At 66.9% G+C, this 18,255-nt stretch carries 14 protein-coding genes and 1 pseudogene; 7 read left to right on the top strand and 8 right to left on the bottom strand.

What is annotated here, in order from left to right; all coding sequences use genetic code 11:
• Positions 1–232: 232 nt before the first annotated feature.
• The 3 genes from ACTOWJ_RS09450 to ACTOWJ_RS09440 all read left to right on the top strand — a co-directional run bounded on the left by ACTOWJ_RS09450 (position 233) and on the right by ACTOWJ_RS09440 (position 7,299).
• The gene (locus ACTOWJ_RS09450) at positions 233–4,246 is read left to right on the top strand and encodes an amino acid adenylation domain-containing protein (protein ID WP_441334345.1); all 4,014 of its coding nucleotides are present in this window, start codon (positions 233–235) and stop codon (positions 4,244–4,246) included.
• Positions 4,247–4,256: 10 nt separating this feature from the next.
• Entirely contained in the window at positions 4,257–5,657 is a 1,401-nt protein-coding gene (locus ACTOWJ_RS09445) for a glycosyltransferase (protein WP_441334344.1), read from the top strand.
• Between the two features lie 370 nt (positions 5,658–6,027).
• Positions 6,028–7,299, top strand: a complete 1,272-nt coding sequence (locus ACTOWJ_RS09440) for a patatin-like phospholipase family protein (RefSeq protein ID WP_441334343.1) — start codon at positions 6,028–6,030, stop codon at positions 7,297–7,299.
• Positions 7,300–7,399: 100 nt separating this feature from the next.
• Here the strand turns inward: ACTOWJ_RS09440 and ACTOWJ_RS09435 are convergent, their stop codons facing one another.
• Positions 7,400–9,067, bottom strand: coding sequence for a phosphoethanolamine transferase (locus ACTOWJ_RS09435; RefSeq protein WP_441334342.1), 1,668 nt, complete (start codon positions 9,065–9,067; stop codon positions 7,400–7,402).
• Positions 9,064–9,870: a phosphatase PAP2 family protein gene (locus tag ACTOWJ_RS09430; protein WP_441334341.1), complete on the bottom strand. Its 807-nt coding sequence runs from the start codon at positions 9,868–9,870 to the stop codon at positions 9,064–9,066. Before ACTOWJ_RS09430 ends, ACTOWJ_RS09435 begins: the two co-directional genes overlap by 4 nt.
• 324 nt (positions 9,871–10,194) lie before the next feature.
• Between ACTOWJ_RS09430 and ACTOWJ_RS09425 the strand changes: the two genes are divergently transcribed.
• From ACTOWJ_RS09425 to ACTOWJ_RS09415, 3 genes and pseudogenes are all read left to right on the top strand, one after another.
• Positions 10,195–10,920: a response regulator transcription factor gene (locus ACTOWJ_RS09425; RefSeq protein ID WP_441334340.1), complete on the top strand. Its 726-nt coding sequence runs from the start codon at positions 10,195–10,197 to the stop codon at positions 10,918–10,920.
• Positions 10,904–12,211 (top strand): sensor histidine kinase, encoded by a 1,308-nt coding sequence (locus ACTOWJ_RS09420; protein WP_441334339.1) that lies wholly within the window; start codon positions 10,904–10,906, stop codon positions 12,209–12,211. Before ACTOWJ_RS09425 ends, ACTOWJ_RS09420 begins: the two co-directional genes overlap by 17 nt.
• A pseudogene (locus tag ACTOWJ_RS09415) lies at positions 12,204–12,275 on the top strand (DUF6053 domain-containing protein); the annotation flags it as partial. The gene ACTOWJ_RS09420 and the pseudogene ACTOWJ_RS09415, both read left to right, overlap by 8 nt.
• 69 nt (positions 12,276–12,344) lie before the next feature.
• Here the strand turns inward: ACTOWJ_RS09415 and ACTOWJ_RS09410 are convergent.
• The 5 genes from ACTOWJ_RS09410 to ACTOWJ_RS09390 all read right to left on the bottom strand — a co-directional run bounded on the left by ACTOWJ_RS09410 (position 12,345) and on the right by ACTOWJ_RS09390 (position 16,376).
• Positions 12,345–13,223, bottom strand: a complete 879-nt coding sequence (locus tag ACTOWJ_RS09410; RefSeq protein ID WP_441334338.1) for an EcsC family protein — start codon at positions 13,221–13,223, stop codon at positions 12,345–12,347.
• A 258-nt stretch (positions 13,224–13,481) separates the two neighbouring features.
• On the bottom strand, positions 13,482–13,973 hold the full coding sequence (locus ACTOWJ_RS09405; protein WP_441334337.1) for a hypothetical protein: 492 nt from the start codon (positions 13,971–13,973) through the stop codon (positions 13,482–13,484).
• Between the two features lie 495 nt (positions 13,974–14,468).
• Positions 14,469–14,870: a DUF3037 domain-containing protein gene (locus ACTOWJ_RS09400; protein ID WP_441334336.1), complete on the bottom strand. Its 402-nt coding sequence runs from the start codon at positions 14,868–14,870 to the stop codon at positions 14,469–14,471.
• On the bottom strand, positions 14,848–15,624 hold the full coding sequence (locus ACTOWJ_RS09395; RefSeq protein ID WP_441334373.1) for a HipA family kinase: 777 nt from the start codon (positions 15,622–15,624) through the stop codon (positions 14,848–14,850). The genes ACTOWJ_RS09400 and ACTOWJ_RS09395 overlap by 23 nt, the downstream gene beginning before the upstream one ends.
• 341 nt (positions 15,625–15,965) lie before the next feature.
• Positions 15,966–16,376 (bottom strand): tautomerase family protein, encoded by a 411-nt coding sequence (locus tag ACTOWJ_RS09390; RefSeq protein ID WP_441334335.1) that lies wholly within the window; start codon positions 16,374–16,376, stop codon positions 15,966–15,968.
• Positions 16,377–16,505: 129 nt separating this feature from the next.
• Here ACTOWJ_RS09390 and ACTOWJ_RS09385 point away from each other — a divergent pair, with 129 nt between their 5' ends.
• On the top strand, positions 16,506–17,372 hold the full coding sequence (locus ACTOWJ_RS09385; protein ID WP_441334334.1) for a LysR family transcriptional regulator: 867 nt from the start codon (positions 16,506–16,508) through the stop codon (positions 17,370–17,372).
• 465 nt (positions 17,373–17,837) lie between these two features.
• On the opposite strand, the gene ACTOWJ_RS09380 is transcribed toward ACTOWJ_RS09385, so the two are convergent.
• Positions 17,838–18,053, bottom strand: coding sequence for a transcriptional regulator (locus tag ACTOWJ_RS09380; RefSeq protein WP_036110112.1), 216 nt, complete (start codon positions 18,051–18,053; stop codon positions 17,838–17,840).
• Positions 18,054–18,255 lie beyond the last annotated feature (202 nt).

Genomic DNA, 18,255 nt, shown 5'->3' with positions numbered 1-18,255 from the left:
TTCAGGCCCGCCGTCCGCGCGCAAGCGCCGGATGCACACGGAAGAGGCCATGCCCCGGCGCGCAGCGTCGCGGCCATGCTTGTACTTAGATTCGCAATACACACGGAGAGGGGGCCACTCGTAAGAACGAGTTGGCCGCAGGCTCGCGCGCGCTGAACACCACGCGCCGTCGGACATCGCGTCCGCCGGCCGGTGGAGGCGTGTGGCCCGGCGGCCGCTCAAAGGAAGCGCCATGAACGACGTCCATCCCCCCGGCCTGCCCCTGACCACTGCCCAGCGCGGATTGTGGGTCGGGCAAAAGCTCGCTGCGGTCGAAGCCACTTTGAATATCGCCGAAGCGGTGGAAATCCACGGACCGATCGATCCAGCGCTGTTCCAACGCGCGTTGCGCCGGTTCACCCAGGACGCAGAAGCCACGCGTTCCTATATCGTCGAACACAACGGCCTGCCTTATCAGATCGTGCGCGAGCAGTATCCGTTCGAATTTCCCTACATCGATTTCAGCGGCGAAGCCGATCCGCGCGCAGCCGGCGAACGCTGGATGCAGGCCGAGCTCAACAAGCCGGTCGATCTGATCCACGACCCGCTGTGGGTCGGCGCGATCTTCAAATACGCCGACGATCTGTATTGCTGGTACCAGCGCGCCCACCACACCGTCTACGACGGCTTCAGCGGCGGCATGGCGGCCAAGCGCCTGAACGAGCTCTACACCGCCTACATCGAAGGCCGCGAACCCGAACCGGTCGACTACGGCACGGTGGCCTCGCTGGTGGAGATGGAAACCGGCTACCGCGAATCCGATCGCTGCCGCCGTGATCGCGAGTATTGGCTGGAAACCCTGGCCGATCTGCCCGAAGCCGTCACCCTGGCGCGCCGCCGCGTGCGCAACGCCGGCGGCCTGCGCCGCGCCAGCGGCCACGTGCCCGAGTCCTCGCGCGAACGCATGGCGCAGATCGCCCGCGATTGCGGCGTGAGCCTGCCGCAGGTGCTGATCGGCCTGATCGCCGCGTACTACCACCGCGCCAGCGGCGCCCAGGACCTGGTGTTCGGCATGCCGGTCACCGGCCGCGTCAATCACGCCATGCGCAACACGCCCGGCATGGTCGCCAACGTGGTCGCGATCCGCTTGAAGATGCAGCCGGACATGGCCATGCCGGAGTTGTTCGCGCAGGTCTCACGCGTGGTCAAGTCGGCGCTGCGCCATCAGCAGTACCGTTACGAAGACCTGCGCCGCGACCTGGGCCTGGTCAATCCCGACCAGCACATGGCCTGGCTGGGCATCAACATCGAGCCTTACGACTACGGCAGCTTCGGCGGCCACCGCGCCAGCGGCAAGAATCTGCACAACGGCAGCGCCGAAGACCTGATGGTGTTCGTGTTCGATCGCCTCGACGGTCAGGGCCTGACCATCGATTTCGACGCCAATCCCACCCTGTATCCGGCCGCGCACCTGGACGAACACCGCAGCCGTTTGATGCGCCTGATCGATTCGGTCCTGGCCGATCCGTCGATCGCGCTCGGCGCGATCGACGTGCTCGGCGACGAGGAACGCACGCGCGTGCTGCAGGGCTGGAACGACACCGCCGCGCCGCTGCCGGAGAGCACCGCGCTGGAGCAGTTCCAGGAGCAGGCCGCGCGCGCGCCCGATGCGGTCGCGGTGATCGCCGGCGACACTCGCCTGAGCTATCGCGAACTCGACGAATCCAGCACCCGACTGGCCCATCGTCTGATCGCGCGCGGCGTGCAGCCCGGCGACATCGTCGCCATCGCCCTGCCTCGCGACGAGGTGTTGATGGGCGCGCTGTTGGCGGTATGGAAAGCCGGCGCGGCCTATCTGCCGCTGGATCCGGAAGCTCCGATGGAACGCATCGCGATGATGCTCGACGACGCCGCGCCGAGCGTGCTGCTGACCACTCAGACCTTCGGCAGCGCCTTCGCCGATCGCCCGCTGGCGCTGTTGTTCGCCCACGAACAGGACGAGCACTACGACAACGACGCTGCCGCGCCGCTGCCGCGGCCGTGCGCCGAGGCTACGGCCTACCTGATCTACACCTCCGGCTCCACCGGCCGTCCCAAAGGCGTGGAAGTCAGCCAGCACAACCTGACCAACTTCCTCGCCGCCACCCAGCAGTTGTTCGCGCCCACCTCGGCCGATCGCTTCCTGGCCCAGACCACGGTCGCCTTCGACATCGCCTGCTTCGAGCTGTTCCTGCCGCTCAGCGTCGGCGCGCGCATCGTCATGACCACCGCCGAGGTGATCCGCAATCCGATCGCGCTGGGCCGGCTGATCGCCGAACACGGACTCAACTTCGTCCAGGCCACGCCGTCGCTGTGGCGGATGCTGCTGGCCAACGCCGATGTCCGCCTGGACGGCGTGCATGCGCTGACCACCGGCGAAGCCTGCCCGCCGGAACTGGCCCAGCGCCTGATCGCCGCGGCCGCGCGCGTCACCAATCTGTACGGGCCGACCGAAACCACGGTGTGGGCCAGCGCGATCGAGCTGACCGCCGAGGACGTCGCCGACGGCGCGCCGCCGCCGATCGGCCGGCCGCTGCTCAACACCCAGGCCTACGTGCTCGATTCGCAGTTGCAGCCGGTGCCCACCGGCAGCGTCGGTGAGCTGTACGTCGGCGGCGCCTGCGTGGCCAAGGGCTATCTGCATCGCGAAGACCTCACGGCCGAACGCTTCCTCGCCGATCCGTTCGCAGGCCGGGACGCGCGCATGTACCGCACCGGCGACCTGGCGCGCTGGCGCGAGGACGGGGTGATCGAATACCTCGGCCGCGCCGATCAGCAGGTCAAGATCCGCGGCCATCGCGTCGAGCTGGGCGAGATCGAGACCCATCTGTGCGGGCTGGACGCTGTGGCCGAAGCCGCGGTCAACCTGCACTGCGACAGCGCCGGCCACGCCCTGCTCGCCGCCTATCTGGTGCCGGCGGACGGCGCGCGGATCGATGGCGACGCCCTGCGCCGCACGCTGGCGTTGCGTCTGCCCGACTACATGGTGCCGTCGAGCTACATCGAACTGGCCATGTTGCCGCTGACTCCCAGCGGCAAGCTCGACCGCAAGGCCTTGATCCCCCCGGCGCGCAGCCGCCAGGCGGCTTACGTGGCGCCGCGCAGCGAAACCGAGCGCAAGCTGGTGACGGTGTGGCAGCAGATTTTCGGCCTGGACCAGGTCGGCATTCACGACAACTTCTTCGAGCTCGGCGGCGATTCGATGACCGCAGCCGAACTGGTCGCGGCGTTCCCGAAGCATTTCAATTCCGAGCTCTCGCTGGGCGCATTGTTCGAAGGCTCCACCATCGCCAGTCTGGCCGCGTATCTGGAACGCAGCGGCGGCGAGAACGATCCGCTCGGCGCGGTGCTGTCGCTGCGGGCGTCCGATGAGGACCGTCCGCTGTTCTGCATCCATCCGGTGACCGGATTCAGCTGGGCTTACACCGGCATCCTGCGGCATCTGGATCAGATGCCGATCTACGCCCTGCAATCGCGCGGTTTGCGTGGCGGCGGCGCGCTGCCGGGCAGCATCGAGGAGATCGCCGCCGATTACATCGCGCAGATGCGCAAGATCCAGCCGCACGGGCCCTACCGCCTGCTCGGCTGGTCGCTGGGCGGTTTGATCGGCCACGCCGTCACCGCGCAGTTGGAGCAGGTGGGCGAGCGCGTGGAGTTGCTGGCGATGATGGACTCCTATCCCTTCGTCGCCGACCCGGTGGAAACCAGCGAAGCCCAGCAGGCCCAGGCGGTCCTGAAGTTCCTCGGCTTCCAGCACCGCGCCTACGACAACCCGCCGCAGGACATGCGCAGCCTGGCCGACCTGCTGTGCCAGGAGTACGACGTGTTCGAGATTCCGCTGGTGCAGGAGATCATGAAGGCCGACACCAAGCTGATCGAGAACGTCGCCGCGGTCACCCGCAACAACCTGATGCTGGCGCGCAGCTACCGGCCCACTTCGATCGACGCCGACGTGATGTTCTTCGACGCGCGGCAGAAGGAACAGGTCGACCTCGACGGCATGCTGCATTACCACGCCCATGCCTGGCAGCCGTTCGTGAACGGCCGGATCGAGGTGCACGACGTGGATTGCCACCACCAGGCCATGCTCGAGCCGCGCGCGGCCGCGCACATCGCGCGGGTGTTGCGCGAACGCCTGCAGCCGCATACCGAACCGCAACGGCGCGAAACGCCGCTGCCGGCCGCGGCGGTGCCCGCCCCGGTCTCGCTCGCCGTCGCTTATTCGTAAGGAGAGCTCCGTGTCCGCTTCCTCGTTCCCCGCCGCCATCAACGTTCCGGCCGCCAACAGCGACTCCGCACCGGGCTCTATCGTCATCTTCACCGTCGGCACCCAGGGCGATGTGCGTCCGTGCGTCGGTCTGGGCCAGGCGCTGCTTCACGCCGGCTATCCGGTGCGCATCGTCACCAGCGAGAACTTCGCGCCGCTGGTGCGCGAAGCCGGCCTGGAGTTCTGCGCCATCAGCGCCGACTTCAGCGATCTGTTGACCAACAATCCCGAGACCGTCGATAAGGCGCTCAATCCCTGGTACCTGGTCCAGCACACGCGGGCGAAATTCGCCGAGTGGGCCGCGACCTGGGCGCAGGAAGCGCGGCCCGTGTGCAAGGGCGCGTCGCTGCTGATCGGCACCGGCATCGTGACCCAGCTCGCCAAGGCGATCGGCGAGGCCGAAGGAGTTGCGTTCCTGCAAGCGCACCTGCAGCCGTTCACGCCTTCGCGCAAGCTCTCGCCGCTGTCGTTCTGGTCCAAGCGCGAATTCCCGGGTTCGGTGAACCTGGCCCTATTCGCGGTGATGAAGCTGCTGGCCTGGTACACGATCAAGCCGGCGGTCAACGGCGCGATCCGGCCGCAGCTCAAGCTGCCGCTGTTTCCGTGGTACGGGCCGTTCTTCGACAAAGACCCCGAGCGCATGCGCGTGTTGTACGGCTACAGCCGGCACATCCTGCCGCGCCCGGACGACTGGCCCGAACAGGTCTGCGTCACCGGCAGCTGGTTCCTCGATCAAGCCAACGAATGGCAGCCGCCGCAGTCGCTCACCGATTTCCTGGCCGAAGGCGAGCAGCCGATCTACATCGGTTTCGGCAGCATGCTGGCCAACAACGCCGAGGCCTTCACCGACGTGGTCGTCGACGCGGTGCGCCTGAGCGGCCGCCGCGCGGTGCTGGCGACCGGCTGGGGCGGCCTGCGCCGCGATCCGGGCCGCATGGACGATCAGATCTACGTGATCGAAGCCGCGCCGCACGACTGGCTGTTCCCGCGCATGGCGATGGCGATGCACCACGGCGGCGCCGGCACCACGGTGGCCGCGGCGCGCGCCGGGATTCCCTCGGTGTTCGTACCGTTCTTCGGCGACCAGCCGTTCTGGGCCCGGCGCATGAACGAACTGGGCACGGCGCCGCCGGCGCTGGACCGGCGCACGGTCAACGCCGAACAGATGGCGCAGGCGATCAAGGAGGCCTTGCAGCCGCAACGCGTGCAGGCCGCGCGCGAGCTGGGCGAGAAGATTCATGCGGAAAACGGCATCGCCACGGCGGTGCGCACTCTTGGGGAGTGGGGACTGCTGCCGCCGTTGCGCGGCGGCGACGAGGCGAAGGCGCCGGCCGCCGCGCAACCGGCGCTGGAGCTGGTGCAGGTGGCCTGAGCGACCGTCTCGACCGGGCGCGAGCGCTCCGGCCTCTCTGCCAACGTGGGAGAGGCCGGAGCGCGGCGGGTCGGGATCTTGCATCGCCTCGCGGCCTTCATCCGGTCCTTCGGACCACCTTCTCCCGTAAACGGGCGAAGGGAACAGCAATGCCCCGCACTTTGCCCCTCTCCCGCTTGCGGAGTGAGGGGCCGCGCTTGCGAGCCATCGGCTCGCGCGGAACCGAACGCCCGAACGCCATGCGCCCGGGCCGGGGCGGGCCCAGTCAGAGCCGAGGGTCGACGCCCCGATCCCAAGCACCGCGACCCATTTACCGGACAATACCCCTGCCCGCGCGTCCTCATCGCGCCCACACCGGCCAGGCGTCCGCATGAAAAGCACCGATGTCGAACTCGAACGGCTGCGCATCCGCCGCGAAGCCCGCCGCGCCGAATTGGCCGCGCAGTCGCGCGGCCGCGGCGAACGCGAAGGTCGCGCGCTGTGCCTGTCCGGCGGCGGCTACCGCGCCGCGCTGTTCCATCTGGGCGGACTGCTGCGGCTGCACGAAGCCGGCCTGCTCGCCGGCCTGGGCATGGTCAGCTCGGTGTCCGGCGGCAGCATCGTCGCGGCTTGGCTCGCCTGCCGCTATCTGGACACCCGGCGCGCGGCCGATGAAAGTTTCGCCGCCTGGGCCGATCGCATCGACTTCCGCGCGAGCGTGGTCGAACCGTTCCGCGCCGTGGCCGCGCGCGACCTGCGTACCTGGCCGGTGCTGGCGACCGCCGCGCACAACCTGCTGTGGCCTTCGCACCGTATCGCCCTGCTCGAACGCGGCTACCAGGGCATGTTCGGCGAACGCTATCTCGACGAGTTGCCGGAAACGCCCGCGTTCGTGTTCTGCGCCACCGATCTGACCTTCGGCGTGAACTGGGAATTCTCGCGCCGCCGGGTCGGCGACTACCTGGCCGGCTACCTGCGCGAAGGCGCGCAGCGCGTGCGGTTGAGTTACGCGGTCGCCGCCTCGTCCTCGTTCCCGCCGGTGTTCGGCCCGGTGCGGTTCGAGGCCACGCCCGGCGACTATCAGCGCGGCCACTACCAGGGCGACGATGCCGAGGAACTGCGCTCGCGCATCGAACTCAGCGATGGCGGCGTGTACGACAACCTGGCCACCGAACCCACCTTGAGGCGCTATCGCGAGGTGTTGGTGTCCGATGCCGGCGGCCCGTTCGTGTTCGAGAGCAAGCGCTGGTGGCTGCAACAGCTGATGCGCTATACCCAAGTCATGAGCAATCAAGCCGAGGCCTTGCGCAAGCGGCTGTTCTTCGGCCAGGCCGAAAGCGGCGCGATGACCGGCGTGTATTGGGGCCTGACCAGCAATCGCGACGAAGGCGCCGACGGTTACAGCCCGGCCCTGGTGACCCAGGTGCTGGGCCAGATCCGCACCGACCTGGACCGATTCCTCGACGTGGAATTCGAGGTACTGGTCAATCACGGCTATTTCGCTTGCGCCGACGCGCTATGGCGTCAGAACGGCTGGATCTCCGAGGCTACGCCCGCGGCCGTCTGGCCGTATCCGGATCGCGCCAACGAAACCCACGTCCGCCGCTGGCTGCGCCGCAGCCATGCGCGCGTGCTGCATCGCCGCTGGTGGGGCAAGACCTGAAGCGCCGTTCCGTTTCCGACTGTAGGAGCGGCGCGAGCCGCGAGTGCGAAACCCGGTTTGCGTCGCAAGCGCGATGTCGCGGTCGCGGCTCGCGCCGCTCCTACAACGCCGTCTTACGCACGCACGGCGCAAACAGATCCAAGCGCTTCTGATACACGCCCGTCTCCACCTGCATCAAACCCAACACCGAGTGGAACAGGTTGTCCTGGCTGGCCGGACGCGCCGCTTCATTGCGCAGGCATCGCGTGTCCAACCCGCGCGCCGAGCTGAATCCAGGCGAGAACCACATCGTCATCGGCACCCGGGTCTGGGTCTTGGGCGCGATCGCGTACGGCACGCCGTGCAGGTACAAGCCGTTCTCGCCCAGGGATTCGCCGTGATCGGACAGATAGATCATCGCCGTATCGCGCGAGGTGTCCTGCGCCAGATAGCGGATGGTGCGCGCCAGGAATTCGTCGGTGGCCAGTATCGCGTTGTCGTAGGCGTTGACGATCTGCTGCTGGCTGCACTTGCCCAGTTCGTTGGTGTCGCAGGTCGGGGTGTAACGACGCAGCCGCTGGGGATAACGGCGGAAGTAGCTCGGCCCGTGATTGCCCAACTGGTGCAGCACCACCACCGCGTCGCCGGGCTTGGCGTCGATGCGCTCGCGCAGACCGCGCAGCATCACTTCGTCGAAGCAGCGTTCGGCGTCGCAGAACGCCGGATCGGTGTCGTGTTCGAACGATTCGAACGCCAGACCCTTGCACACGTTCTTGCAGCCGGTCTGGTTGTCGCGCCACAAGGTCTGGATACCCGCGTATTCGAGCACGTTGAGCAGCGATTCCGAACCCTGGATACGGTCCTTGTCGTAGTTCTCGCGGCCGTACGGGGAGAACATGCACGGCACCGACACTTCGGTGCTGCTGCCGCAGGCGGTCATGTCGGGGAAGTTGATCGGCGCGATCCGCGCCAATTCCGGCGTGGTCTGACGCTCGTAACCGTTCAAACCCCAGTTCTGCGCGCGCACGGTTTCGCCGACCACGATCACCAGCAGACGCGGCTTGCTGCCGACCGGGCGCGCGGCCATGCGCGCGTCGGCGCCGATCGGCGTGCGTCCGCGCACGCGCGAGGCCGAATCGTCCAGCGCCACCCGGGTCAAGGACACCAGATAGTTCGCCGGCGTCACCAGATGACGGATTTCCTTGTGATTGCGCATCAGCGCCGAGATGTCCTGGAACGAGCCCAGAATCGCCAGCCCCGCCAGGGCCAAGGACGCCGCCAGCAAACCGATGCGGATCAACAGGGCGCGCCCCAGCGGCCGCACCACCAGCTTGACCCGCCACAACAGCAGCGCCGGCACCACGCCGTACAGCAACACCGGCAACAACAGGCCAACGGTGAGCAACTCGCCCGACTCCTTGCCGTCGGACTGAAGCACATTGCGGACCATCCCGGTGTCCAGGTACACACCGTACTGGCTCATGAAGTGGGCCGCGCCCGCGGTGACCAACAGCAACACCGTCAGCAGCGGCTTGACCGTCCAACGATTGAGCAGCACGCCGAGCAACAAGGCGGTGATCGCCACCATCGCCACGAACAGGCATACCGCGACCCAGGCGCCATGCGCGGTATCCATCGCGCCGGCGACCGAAGCCGCGCGCCAGAACGCGCCGTTGGCGAACACCGCGAAGAACAGGCTGGCCGACAGGATCAGCGTGTCAACGCTGGCTTGCGGGCGATAGGCGAACCAGGCCGGCCAGCGCAGTTGCGGACGAGTGATCGCGTTCATCGGCCCGCGCTCCGCAACACCGGCAACACGGCCGGCGACGATGCCGGCGCCCGACGCCATGCCATGGTCAGATACAGCGCGAGGGCGACGAACCAGGCGATCGCCAGCGTCCACACATCGTGCGAAAAAAAATGCGCGCCGCGCAGTTGCTGCGAGACGCCGAACACCGCGCCCAGGCTCAGGCCGATCGCCAGTCCCAGCCAGCGCAGACGCGGCTGCACCCACGCAAAGAAGAAGTACAACGCGACCCAGGCGTAACCCGCACTCGCATGGCCGGCCGGAAAGCACACCCCGCGATCCAGCCCCGCCGGACGCGTATCGAACAGCCCGAAATAGGCGTTGGCGCCGCCGTAACGGCTCAGATCCCACGGGCAATCCATGTTGGTCAGCGACTTGAGTCCCGACACCAACCCGACCGAGATCAGCGTGGCCAGCAACAGATACGCCAAAGGCCGGCGCCAGGCGGCCAGCGATGGACGCAGGCGCGCGAAGATCCAGAACGCCGCCACGCCCAGCCACGCCGCGGTGCTGGCGTCGCGACCGAAACGATGGATCAGCCGTTCGGTCACGAACGCGTCCTGCCACGCCCAATGCCCACCTTGCAGCGCATACCAACGATCGGCCAACCAGAAATCGCCGCCCAGGCCCAGGCACGCCACGCTCAGCGTCGCCAACGCCAGCAACGGCCACAGCGCATGCGCGCGCAAGAACGCTTGGGTGGGCGCATCCCGGCCCGGCATGGACGGCAGATGCGCAGACACGGGCTCGAACGGCCCGGACCGGGATGCGGAAAACAGACTCATCGACGGGACTCACTCGGCAACGGACCCCGCCTTCGGCGAGGAGCCCGAAGGGGAGGAATCCGGGCCGTGGCGATCATCGAAGCGCCTTTGTCGGAGACCGGTCGGAACCAGGTTGGCGCCGCGTTAAGCGCGAGCGAGCGTTCAGCCAGCGCGGCATCCGCGCGCTGCGGTGCGCACCGCGCGCCCGCGATTCCGACAAATTTCCGACATCGTCCGGCGACACTGCGCGGCCCGCCGGCGTTGCCGAGACGAAGATTACGGCGCGGCCACGTGGGTTGGGGCAATATCGCCATGGCCGCATCCGGCGGCAGGAGAACCCGGCGCATGCGCCTGCTGGTGGTGGAAGACAACCGCAACCTGGTCGCCAACCTCTTCGATTATTTCGAAGCGCGCGGCCATACCCTCGACGCCGCGCCCGACGGGCCGACCGGCCTGCATCTGGCGGTGACCCAGCATTACGACGCGATCGTGCTCGACTGGATGCTGCCGCGCCTTGACGGCCGCGAAGTACTGCGCAGCCTGCGCGAGGAAGCCGGCTCCGACGTGCCGGTGCTGATGCTGACCGCTCGCGACGAATTGCCCGACAAGATCGCCGGCTTCCGCGCCGGCGCCGACGACTACCTGACCAAACCCTTCGCCCTGCCCGAACTGGAAGTGCGTCTGGAAGCGCTGACCGCGCGCGCCGCCGGCCGCGGCCGCAACCGCATCCTGCAAGTGGCCGATCTCAAGCTGGATCTGACCACGCTGGAAGTCAGCCGCGGCGGACGTGCGCTGCACCTGTATCCGGCCTGCCGCAAATTGCTGGAGGTGCTGATGCAGTCCAGCCCCGGCGCGGTCACCCGCGACCGTCTGGAACACTCGCTGTGGGGCGACAGCCCGCCCGACGGCGACATGCTGCGCTCGCACGTCTACGAACTGCGGCGCGTGGTCGACGGCCCGTTCCCGCTCAAACTCATCCAGACCTTGCCGCGCGTGGGCTATCGCCTGGCCGTGCCGGCGCAAGCGGCCCAGGCGGTCGAACGCGATGATCGCGATGACCACGCCGGCTGAGCCCGCCGCCGCGACGCCGCCGCGACGACGGCGCCGCTCCAGCCTGCGCCAGCGCATCATGCTGGGCTTGTTCGGCTACACCGCGCTGCTGTCGATCGCGGTGGTGGTGCAAGGCTTCGTCGTCAACGAACACGCCGAGCACTTGGTGTGGACGTCGTTGATGGACACCGAACTGGATCACTTCGTCGAACGCAGCCGCATCGATCCGGATTACCGCTGGACCGACACCGACGCGCTGAGCCTGTACGACAGCGCCACCCGCCCGCCGCCGCACGAGCTGTCGGCGATCGGACCCGGCGTCCACGACGATGTGGTCTATCACAACGTCGAACACGTGGTGCTGGTGCGCGACGTCGACGGCCGCCGGCTGACCCTGGCCTTGAACATCGACGATATGGAGCATCGCGAGTTCGACATGGCCCTGACCATCGCCGGCTCGGCCATCACCACCTTGCTGCTGCTGGGCGTGGTGATCGGCTGGGGCGTGCACCGGTTGGTGCGTCCGTTGAGCAACATGGCCGAGCGCATCGGCAATCTGCAGCCCCACCGCGCCGGCCAACGGGTCGACGTGCCCGAGGCGGCGAGTTCGGAACTGGTGGTGATCGCCGAGGCGGTCAACGACTACGTCGAACGCAACGACCGCTTCGTCGAGCGCGAGCGCGCCTTCATCGACAGCGCCAGCCACGAACTGCGCACGCCGATCGCGGTGATCGCCGGCGCGACCGAGATCGCCCTGGATCAGGACGATCTGGCGCCGGCCACCCGCCATCAGCTCGACCGCATTCACCGCACCGCACGCGACGTGGAGCAGTTGATCTCGCTGCTGCTGGTGCTGGCCAAGGACCCCAAACGCCTGACCGCGGGCGCCGACCGCGTCGCCCTGGATCAGCTGCTGCCGGAGATCGTCGAAGACCACCGCCATCTGACCCGCGACAAAGACCTGACCGTGTCGCTCGCGCCGATGCCGCATTGCGAAATCGTCGCGCCCTTGCCGATCGTGCAGGTGGCCATCGGCAACCTGCTGCGCAACGCGATCGAAAACAGCGACCGCGGCGAGATCTCGATCCGCCTGCAGGCCGACGCCACCGTGATCATCGACGACCCCGGCCACGGCATGACCCCGGAAGAAATCAGCGCGCTGTATACCCGCGTCGCCCGCGGCGGACGCGAGGGCGGCGGCATCGGCCTGGACCTGATTTCACGGCTGTGCGAACACCTGGGCTGGACCTTGCGCTTCGACAAGGCCGAGCGCGGCACCCGCACGACGCTGGCGTTGCGCGGCGATCTTTAACCCATCGGGGCGGATCGCGATCGGATCGGAAAGCGTCGGGGCTGAAGCCCCTCCCACAACAGCCGCGGGACGACGAAGTCTTTTGTGGGAGGGGCTTCAGCCCCGACGCTCTTCGATCAAACCGACACAATCCTCACTCGCTCGTATGCGGTATGGCCACCAGCGCCGTCTCACCCGCATGAATCGCCCGGTACGCCCGCTCAACCTCGGCCACACCGTACTTGCGCTCCAGCCGCTTGACGATGAAATGCCCGCGCGCCATGGCCTGATAGTGATTGGTGAACAACACGTTCATCGTCGCCGCGGTCGCCGCACCGACCACCGGCACGATCTGCGCCGCGGTCTTCTCGGTGATCACCATTCCGAAGCGGGTCGCCACCGTGTCGATCAGTTTGGCCGTCCACGCCGCGGCCTGCTTCTTGGCATAGGCATGGGTCACATGGTGGGCGCCGCGATGGCCGGCCAGATGCGCCAGTTCCTGGGTCGCATTGCGCGTGAGCTCCGACAACATTGCGCGCGAGGCGTAGTAGCCCGACTCGGACGCATCGTCGTCCTTGCTGTTGCCGCCGAAGGCGAACACTTCCACGCATGCAGCCTGTACCCACGGATCGGACACCGAAAAGCCTTCGCTGCGGGCGATATCGGCGACCGCGCGCATCATGATGACCGTGGTCACCGGCAGCTCCACTGCCAAGCCCGCCGCGCCGAACAAACCGCCGGCCGCGCCCGACACCGCCGCGGCGAGCTTGTGGGTCTTGGTGGACGATCCCTTGCTCGGCGCATCCTTGACCGTCCACAGCGCCGCGGACGCGGCCTTGTGCAGGGCCGAATGGACGATCTTCTGAATCCGGGTGTGCACGAACTTGGGCAGCTTGGACATGCCGAACTCGATCGGCGCGCCGACCAACGCGGCCATGCGCGCGGTGAGCGACGGCGTTTCCAGCAGCGCGACGGCGCGCTTGAGGTCGGCCGTGTCGCCGACGTCGCCCAGGATGTCCGATTCTTGCTGCATGCCTCTACCTCGCTCGCGGTCGACGGCGCCGCGGCTGCGGCTACCACCGGACATGGGGACGAGGCGGCCGCGCGCCAAGCCCCTGCGCTGCAGGCTCTCACAGGCAAAGCCCCATCGCCGTCGCGCTCCATGCCGAGTGGCGGCGGCCGACAAGACCGCCGCCTTCAAGCTTGGCCGCAGGCCGGTCAGACGAACTGGCGAACCACGGCCTGATCCGGACGCCGACTCCGCCCCCGGCGGCAAGGACGATCGGCTTGCCTACGGGAACTGGCAGAACAAAGGCGCGGGATCGCTGTAGTTGTCGATTCTGTATTTGACGCCCTGGTACTTGACGGTGATGTAGCCGCTGCTGAACCAGTTCACCGGCTGAGCCGGTTTTTTCTGGCAGCTCAGGCTCGTCGTAGTGTAAGCGCGATAAGCGCTTTCCTGATGCGAAAAGGTATAGAAAATGGTCGGGTCTTGATGGTAGTCGGTACCGTTCTTGGTCAGCCGGACACTCGACCGCGCGCCGTCCACTTTGAATTCATTCGGACACTCAATGCCGATCGGCGCGTCGAACCTGTCGTGCTTAGGATCGCTGCTGCGCTGCCACAATCTGGGCCGGTAAACGTACAGCGTGCAGGTCATCGCGCCCACACTCACGGGGATGATTTTGCGTGAATCGTCTGCGGCCTTCGCGGCCTGAGCCGATGCAGTGCAGGAAAACGCCGCGAGCGCCGCGGCGACAATGGCGACTGTGGTGATCTTCATTCCATGAACCTCCAGATTCCTTGAGCCGCATCCGCGGCCTCGTCTGTAGAACAGAACAACCCGCTTCGATCAGTGGACCGTTTCGACTCCACCGTCCTGGACATTACAGCGCCATGGCGTCTCACACCTCGCGAATCGGCGGGATCGGACCGTGTTTTTTCCCTGTGTATCTATTCACGTCGATGACGCGTTCAGCCCGCGCAGATTTCAGGAATGGCGAAACGATCGCCATACACCCTCACGTTCGCACGATGGTGTCGAAGCGTCTTGTGTCGAAGCGCCGCTGCGGCCCGCGAGCGGTTGGCCGCTGCAGGCTCTGCGCGGATCGCGTTCGTCGCGGCGGGATGTCGCGGCGAGATCAGGCAGCCTTCTCGTCGGCGCATCCACGAGCACGGCCTTGCCCATGCACGGACCCGGATTTCCTATTCCGAGTTCGGCGATTCCGCGCCGCCGACCGGATCTGCATGCACGACGGCGACGCGAATCTCGCGCGTTTTATAGCGTCGGCTTGGGCGTCCGCACCATCCGTTCCAACAGATGCTCGACGATCGCATCGGATTGCGCGCAGCGGCCGGTATGTACGGCCGACATCTGAATGATCGAACTGCGCTTGGCGGTGAGCCAATGGAAACGCGCGCGCGCCGGCAACTGGCCGATCGGGCCGGCATCGCGGCCGCCCTGGCAAATGCGATCTATCGCCTGCAGATGCAGGCGCACCGCCTCGACGTCGACGCTGGGATCCAGGGCGCGCAGACGTTCGGAATCGAGCTCGATTCCGGCAGCCAACAACTGCGCCTGCGGGCACGAGACCAGCACGCCGACATTGACGAACTCCTCGCGCTCGACCCGCGGCACCACGCGGATCACCGCATAGTCATAACTGGAGCGAGCGAGCATGGATCGCCTCCTCGACGAAGGCGCGCGGCGAGCGCACGCGGCGGTTGAGGTAGTCGGCATACGCACGGCGGTGTTCGGCCGCATCGGTGAAGCCGGGTTCGTCGATCAGCCACGATTCGGGTATCAACGCCACCACCGACTGCACGAGCTCCGGCGTAATGCGCGCGGCCATCCACGCATCGGCTTCGGCGATCGCGCTGGCCAGCGGCAGCAGTACATGATCCTTGATCGGCACGAAACGGCTGGCCGCGGCGTCGGCCGCGTTGGCCCAATCGTGATGGAAGTACAGCGCCGCGCCGTGATCGATCAGGGTCAGGCGCCGATGCCACAGCAGCATATTGGTGTTGCGCGCGGTGCGGTCGACATTGGTCACGAAGGCATCGAACCAGACGATGCGCGACGCCAACTCCGCGTCGGGCCGGTCCACCAACGGATCGTAATTGACCGAGCCGGGCAAGTAGTCCAGCGCCAGATTCAGGCCCGCGCTCTCGCGGATCAGATGCTGAATTTCCGGATCCGGCTCGGTCCGCGCCATGTCGGCATCGAGTTCGATCAGCACGATTTCCGGAACCGGCAACTGCATCTGTCGGGCCAACTCGCCGGCGACGATCTCGGCGATCAGCGCCTTGCGTCCCTGGCCGGCGCCGCGGAACTTCATCACGTACAGCCCCTCGTCGTCGGCCTCGACAACGGCAGGCAACGAGCCACCTTCACGCAGCGGCGTGACGTAGCGGGTGGCGGTGACGGTCCTCAACACGATGGCGGCCTGTTGCGATGCGATGGGCGTTCGCGCGCGACGCGCAATGCCCGGAGCGCACACATTAGGTGGGTGCCGGACAAAGTGAAAGAGGCCCGTGCGCGCGGAGCCTCGTGGTGGCGCTTTCGCCCGCAGCCGACACGGGCCGTCTGCGGGGTGATCGGCCATCGATAAACCTGAAGCCGCCGGGTCTTGACGGCAGAGATCGCAGCAGCCGCTGGCTGCGGCACGCGCGCCTGATTGCCGCCGCCGCCGCGGCCTCGGCCCATGGCCCACAGGCAGGACTGCAGGTTGCGGAAGTCCCTCCCCAGGCGCCGCATCCCACGCTGCTCTACGAGTCAGGACTTGGCTTGACTTTGCGCCAATTGATAACGCCGCTCCTGACTCAATCCGCCATAACCATACGCCGCGGCGCGTGCGTCGACGATATGGATGTACGAAGTCTCGTGCACATCGCCGATCAGCGCCGACAGACGCGAGTGTACTTGTTCCAGATAGTGCGCTTTCTCACCCTTGGTGTTGGTTTCATCGGTGATGCTGATGTCCAGGTGGAAGGCGTTGCGCCCCCACTCGTGCAGCGACCGGCCATCGATGAACCAGTGCGCGCGGTCGACGTAGTGCACCGCGATGGCGATCAGCTCGCGCGGCTTTCCGAGCACTTCGACGGTGAGATCGGCGATCAGGGCGGTGGCGCGGCTGCTGAGTTCGGCATCGGGGGTTCCGGACAATTGCAGATTCAGGTGCGGCATGGTGGCGGGCTCTGGGCGGGCCGGCATGACTCGGCTCGGAATGCAGGCTCAGACTAGACTTGCCACGGCCATCGGAATAGCGGGAAGATCTGAGCCTATCCATCGGTTAAGCCGATAGCAGGAGCCGCAATGCGCAGCCTGGACCTGGAACAACTCCGTGCGTTCGTCGCCGTCGCCGAGGCCGGCAGTATCTCCGGTGGCGCGGGGCGGGTGTTCCGTTCGCAATCGGCGATCAGCGAGCAGATCCAGAAACTCGAAGCGGCGACCGGCGCGGCGTTGCTGCTGCGCTCGCGCAACGGCGTGTCGCCGACCCCGGCCGGCGAGCGCCTGATCGGCCACGCCCGACACCTGCTGGCGTTGGGTGAACTGGCGTTGCACGACGTCCGCAACGAGCCGCGACGGGCCGAGGTGCGTCTGGCCATCAGCGATTATTTCCGTCCCGACGAGATCGCCGGCCTGCTCGCCCACCTGGGCCGTCACTGCCCGCATCTGCGCTTGCAGGTGCATGTGGGCCAGAGCGCGGCGCTGGCCCAGGGTCACGCCGAGGGCAGTTACGACCTGGCGCTGACGATGGAGATAGACAACGGCCCGCGACGCGGTCGCGGCTCTTCGAATGTCGCCTGGCTGCGGGAGGAACCGTTGGCCTGGGTCGCCACGCCCGGACTGGATCTGCGGCGCGAGTCCGAGTTGCCGCTGGTGCTGCTGCCGCCCAGTTGCAGCCTGCACCAGACCGCGGTGCGGCGCCTGCAACGCCAAGGCACCGGCTACCGCATCGCCCACACCGGCAGCGGCGTCGCCGGCGTGCAGGCGGCGCTGCGCGCCGGGCTGGGTCTGGGCTGTCTCAATGCATCGGCGATCGGGCCGGGGCTGGCGATCGCTCACTCCCCTCGACTGCCATCGTTGCCGCAATGCCGCTTCGGGCTACTGTCGCCGCCGGCCGACGCCGTTACCAGTCTGCACGACGCGGGAGCGGCTCTGCGCGAGTTCTTTCGTTAGTGCGCAGGTGGCACGTTCGCCATCGTTGGCGTCGTGATCGTGGCCGTCAGGCGACGATCCAACAGGTAAAACATGTTGCAAGACGACTGAACGCGCCTGAGCTTCGCGTCGACGGCCACGACGGCGGCGTGACGCGGCAACAGACGACGCGCTGGATCTGCGGACAAGCGGCCTCGACCGCTCTTGCCTCACTGGCGGCGACCTTGGCTCCACTCAGGCGCACACCTGAATCGAACCTTAGGCTACCGATATCGTTGTACCCGTATCGTTGTACCCGAAACCAGCATCTCCCGATCGGACAGCCGGCAATCGAATCAACGCTGATAGCCTGCAATCGTCTGATCGAGCCCGACCGATCGCGCCTGAGCGGTCCCGTCCGTCTGATGCGGTCGCCGAACGCGGCGCGTTGTTTCCCTGATGCCATGCCACCGCATCTTCCGGTATGCGGCAGAACGGCAGAGCGCGTCAGAGCAGCATCAACTCCGAACGCTCCTTAGTGCTGTTGTCGACGAAAAACATCTTCTTGCCCTTATCGGCCCGATCCTCGACCACCTGATACAGGCGCAAGGCCTGTCGAATCGCCGCGGTCTTGCTGACGCCCTTGCGTACACACAGTTCTTCGAGGAACTGCATCTCGCTACCGGCCAGATTGAGCGTCATGCGACGCCTGGTCTCTTTCATTCTGCACCTCGTTTGTTGACTGACCTGATCAAAAAGTCTCGCCGATGAAACCGGTTCGACCCAACAACGCAACGCTCATCACGGCTGTCTCTAATTCCGTCCATGTTGAACACTCCGCCCATGCTCCAAGTTCTACATCCCAGCGCACCTCATCACCGCCTGGCGCCGCCTGCCGGAACACGCATTGAGCGTTCCGGCCGGC

It is taken from the genome of Lysobacter sp. CA199 (assembly GCF_052078715.1).
Taxonomy (GTDB): domain Bacteria; phylum Pseudomonadota; class Gammaproteobacteria; order Xanthomonadales; family Xanthomonadaceae; genus Lysobacter.
Note: the sequence above shows the minus strand (reverse complement) of the source record. Positions and strands in the feature narration are given on the sequence as shown.

What these genes read in the sequence shown, in the direction of transcription:
- ACTOWJ_RS09410 (WP_441334338.1), bottom strand. Translation starts at nt 13,223, where the DNA reads ATGCAGCAAGAATCGGACATCCTGGGCGACGTCGGCGACACGGCCGAC.
- ACTOWJ_RS09430 (WP_441334341.1), bottom strand. Translation starts at nt 9,870, where the DNA reads ATGAGTCTGTTTTCCGCATCCCGGTCCGGGCCGTTCGAGCCCGTGTCT.
- ACTOWJ_RS09385 (WP_441334334.1), top strand. Translation starts at nt 16,506, where the DNA reads ATGCGCAGCCTGGACCTGGAACAACTCCGTGCGTTCGTCGCCGTCGCC.
- ACTOWJ_RS09450 (WP_441334345.1), top strand. Translation starts at nt 233, where the DNA reads ATGAACGACGTCCATCCCCCCGGCCTGCCCCTGACCACTGCCCAGCGC.
- ACTOWJ_RS09435 (WP_441334342.1), bottom strand. Translation starts at nt 9,067, where the DNA reads ATGAACGCGATCACTCGTCCGCAACTGCGCTGGCCGGCCTGGTTCGCC.
- ACTOWJ_RS09380 (WP_036110112.1), bottom strand. Translation starts at nt 18,053, where the DNA reads ATGAAAGAGACCAGGCGTCGCATGACGCTCAATCTGGCCGGTAGCGAG.
- ACTOWJ_RS09405 (WP_441334337.1), bottom strand. Translation starts at nt 13,973, where the DNA reads ATGAAGATCACCACAGTCGCCATTGTCGCCGCGGCGCTCGCGGCGTTT.
- ACTOWJ_RS09440 (WP_441334343.1), top strand. Translation starts at nt 6,028, where the DNA reads ATGAAAAGCACCGATGTCGAACTCGAACGGCTGCGCATCCGCCGCGAA.
- ACTOWJ_RS09390 (WP_441334335.1), bottom strand. Translation starts at nt 16,376, where the DNA reads ATGCCGCACCTGAATCTGCAATTGTCCGGAACCCCCGATGCCGAACTC.
- ACTOWJ_RS09420 (WP_441334339.1), top strand. Translation starts at nt 10,904, where the DNA reads ATGACCACGCCGGCTGAGCCCGCCGCCGCGACGCCGCCGCGACGACGG.
- ACTOWJ_RS09400 (WP_441334336.1), bottom strand. Translation starts at nt 14,870, where the DNA reads ATGCTCGCTCGCTCCAGTTATGACTATGCGGTGATCCGCGTGGTGCCG.
- ACTOWJ_RS09425 (WP_441334340.1), top strand. Translation starts at nt 10,195, where the DNA reads ATGCGCCTGCTGGTGGTGGAAGACAACCGCAACCTGGTCGCCAACCTC.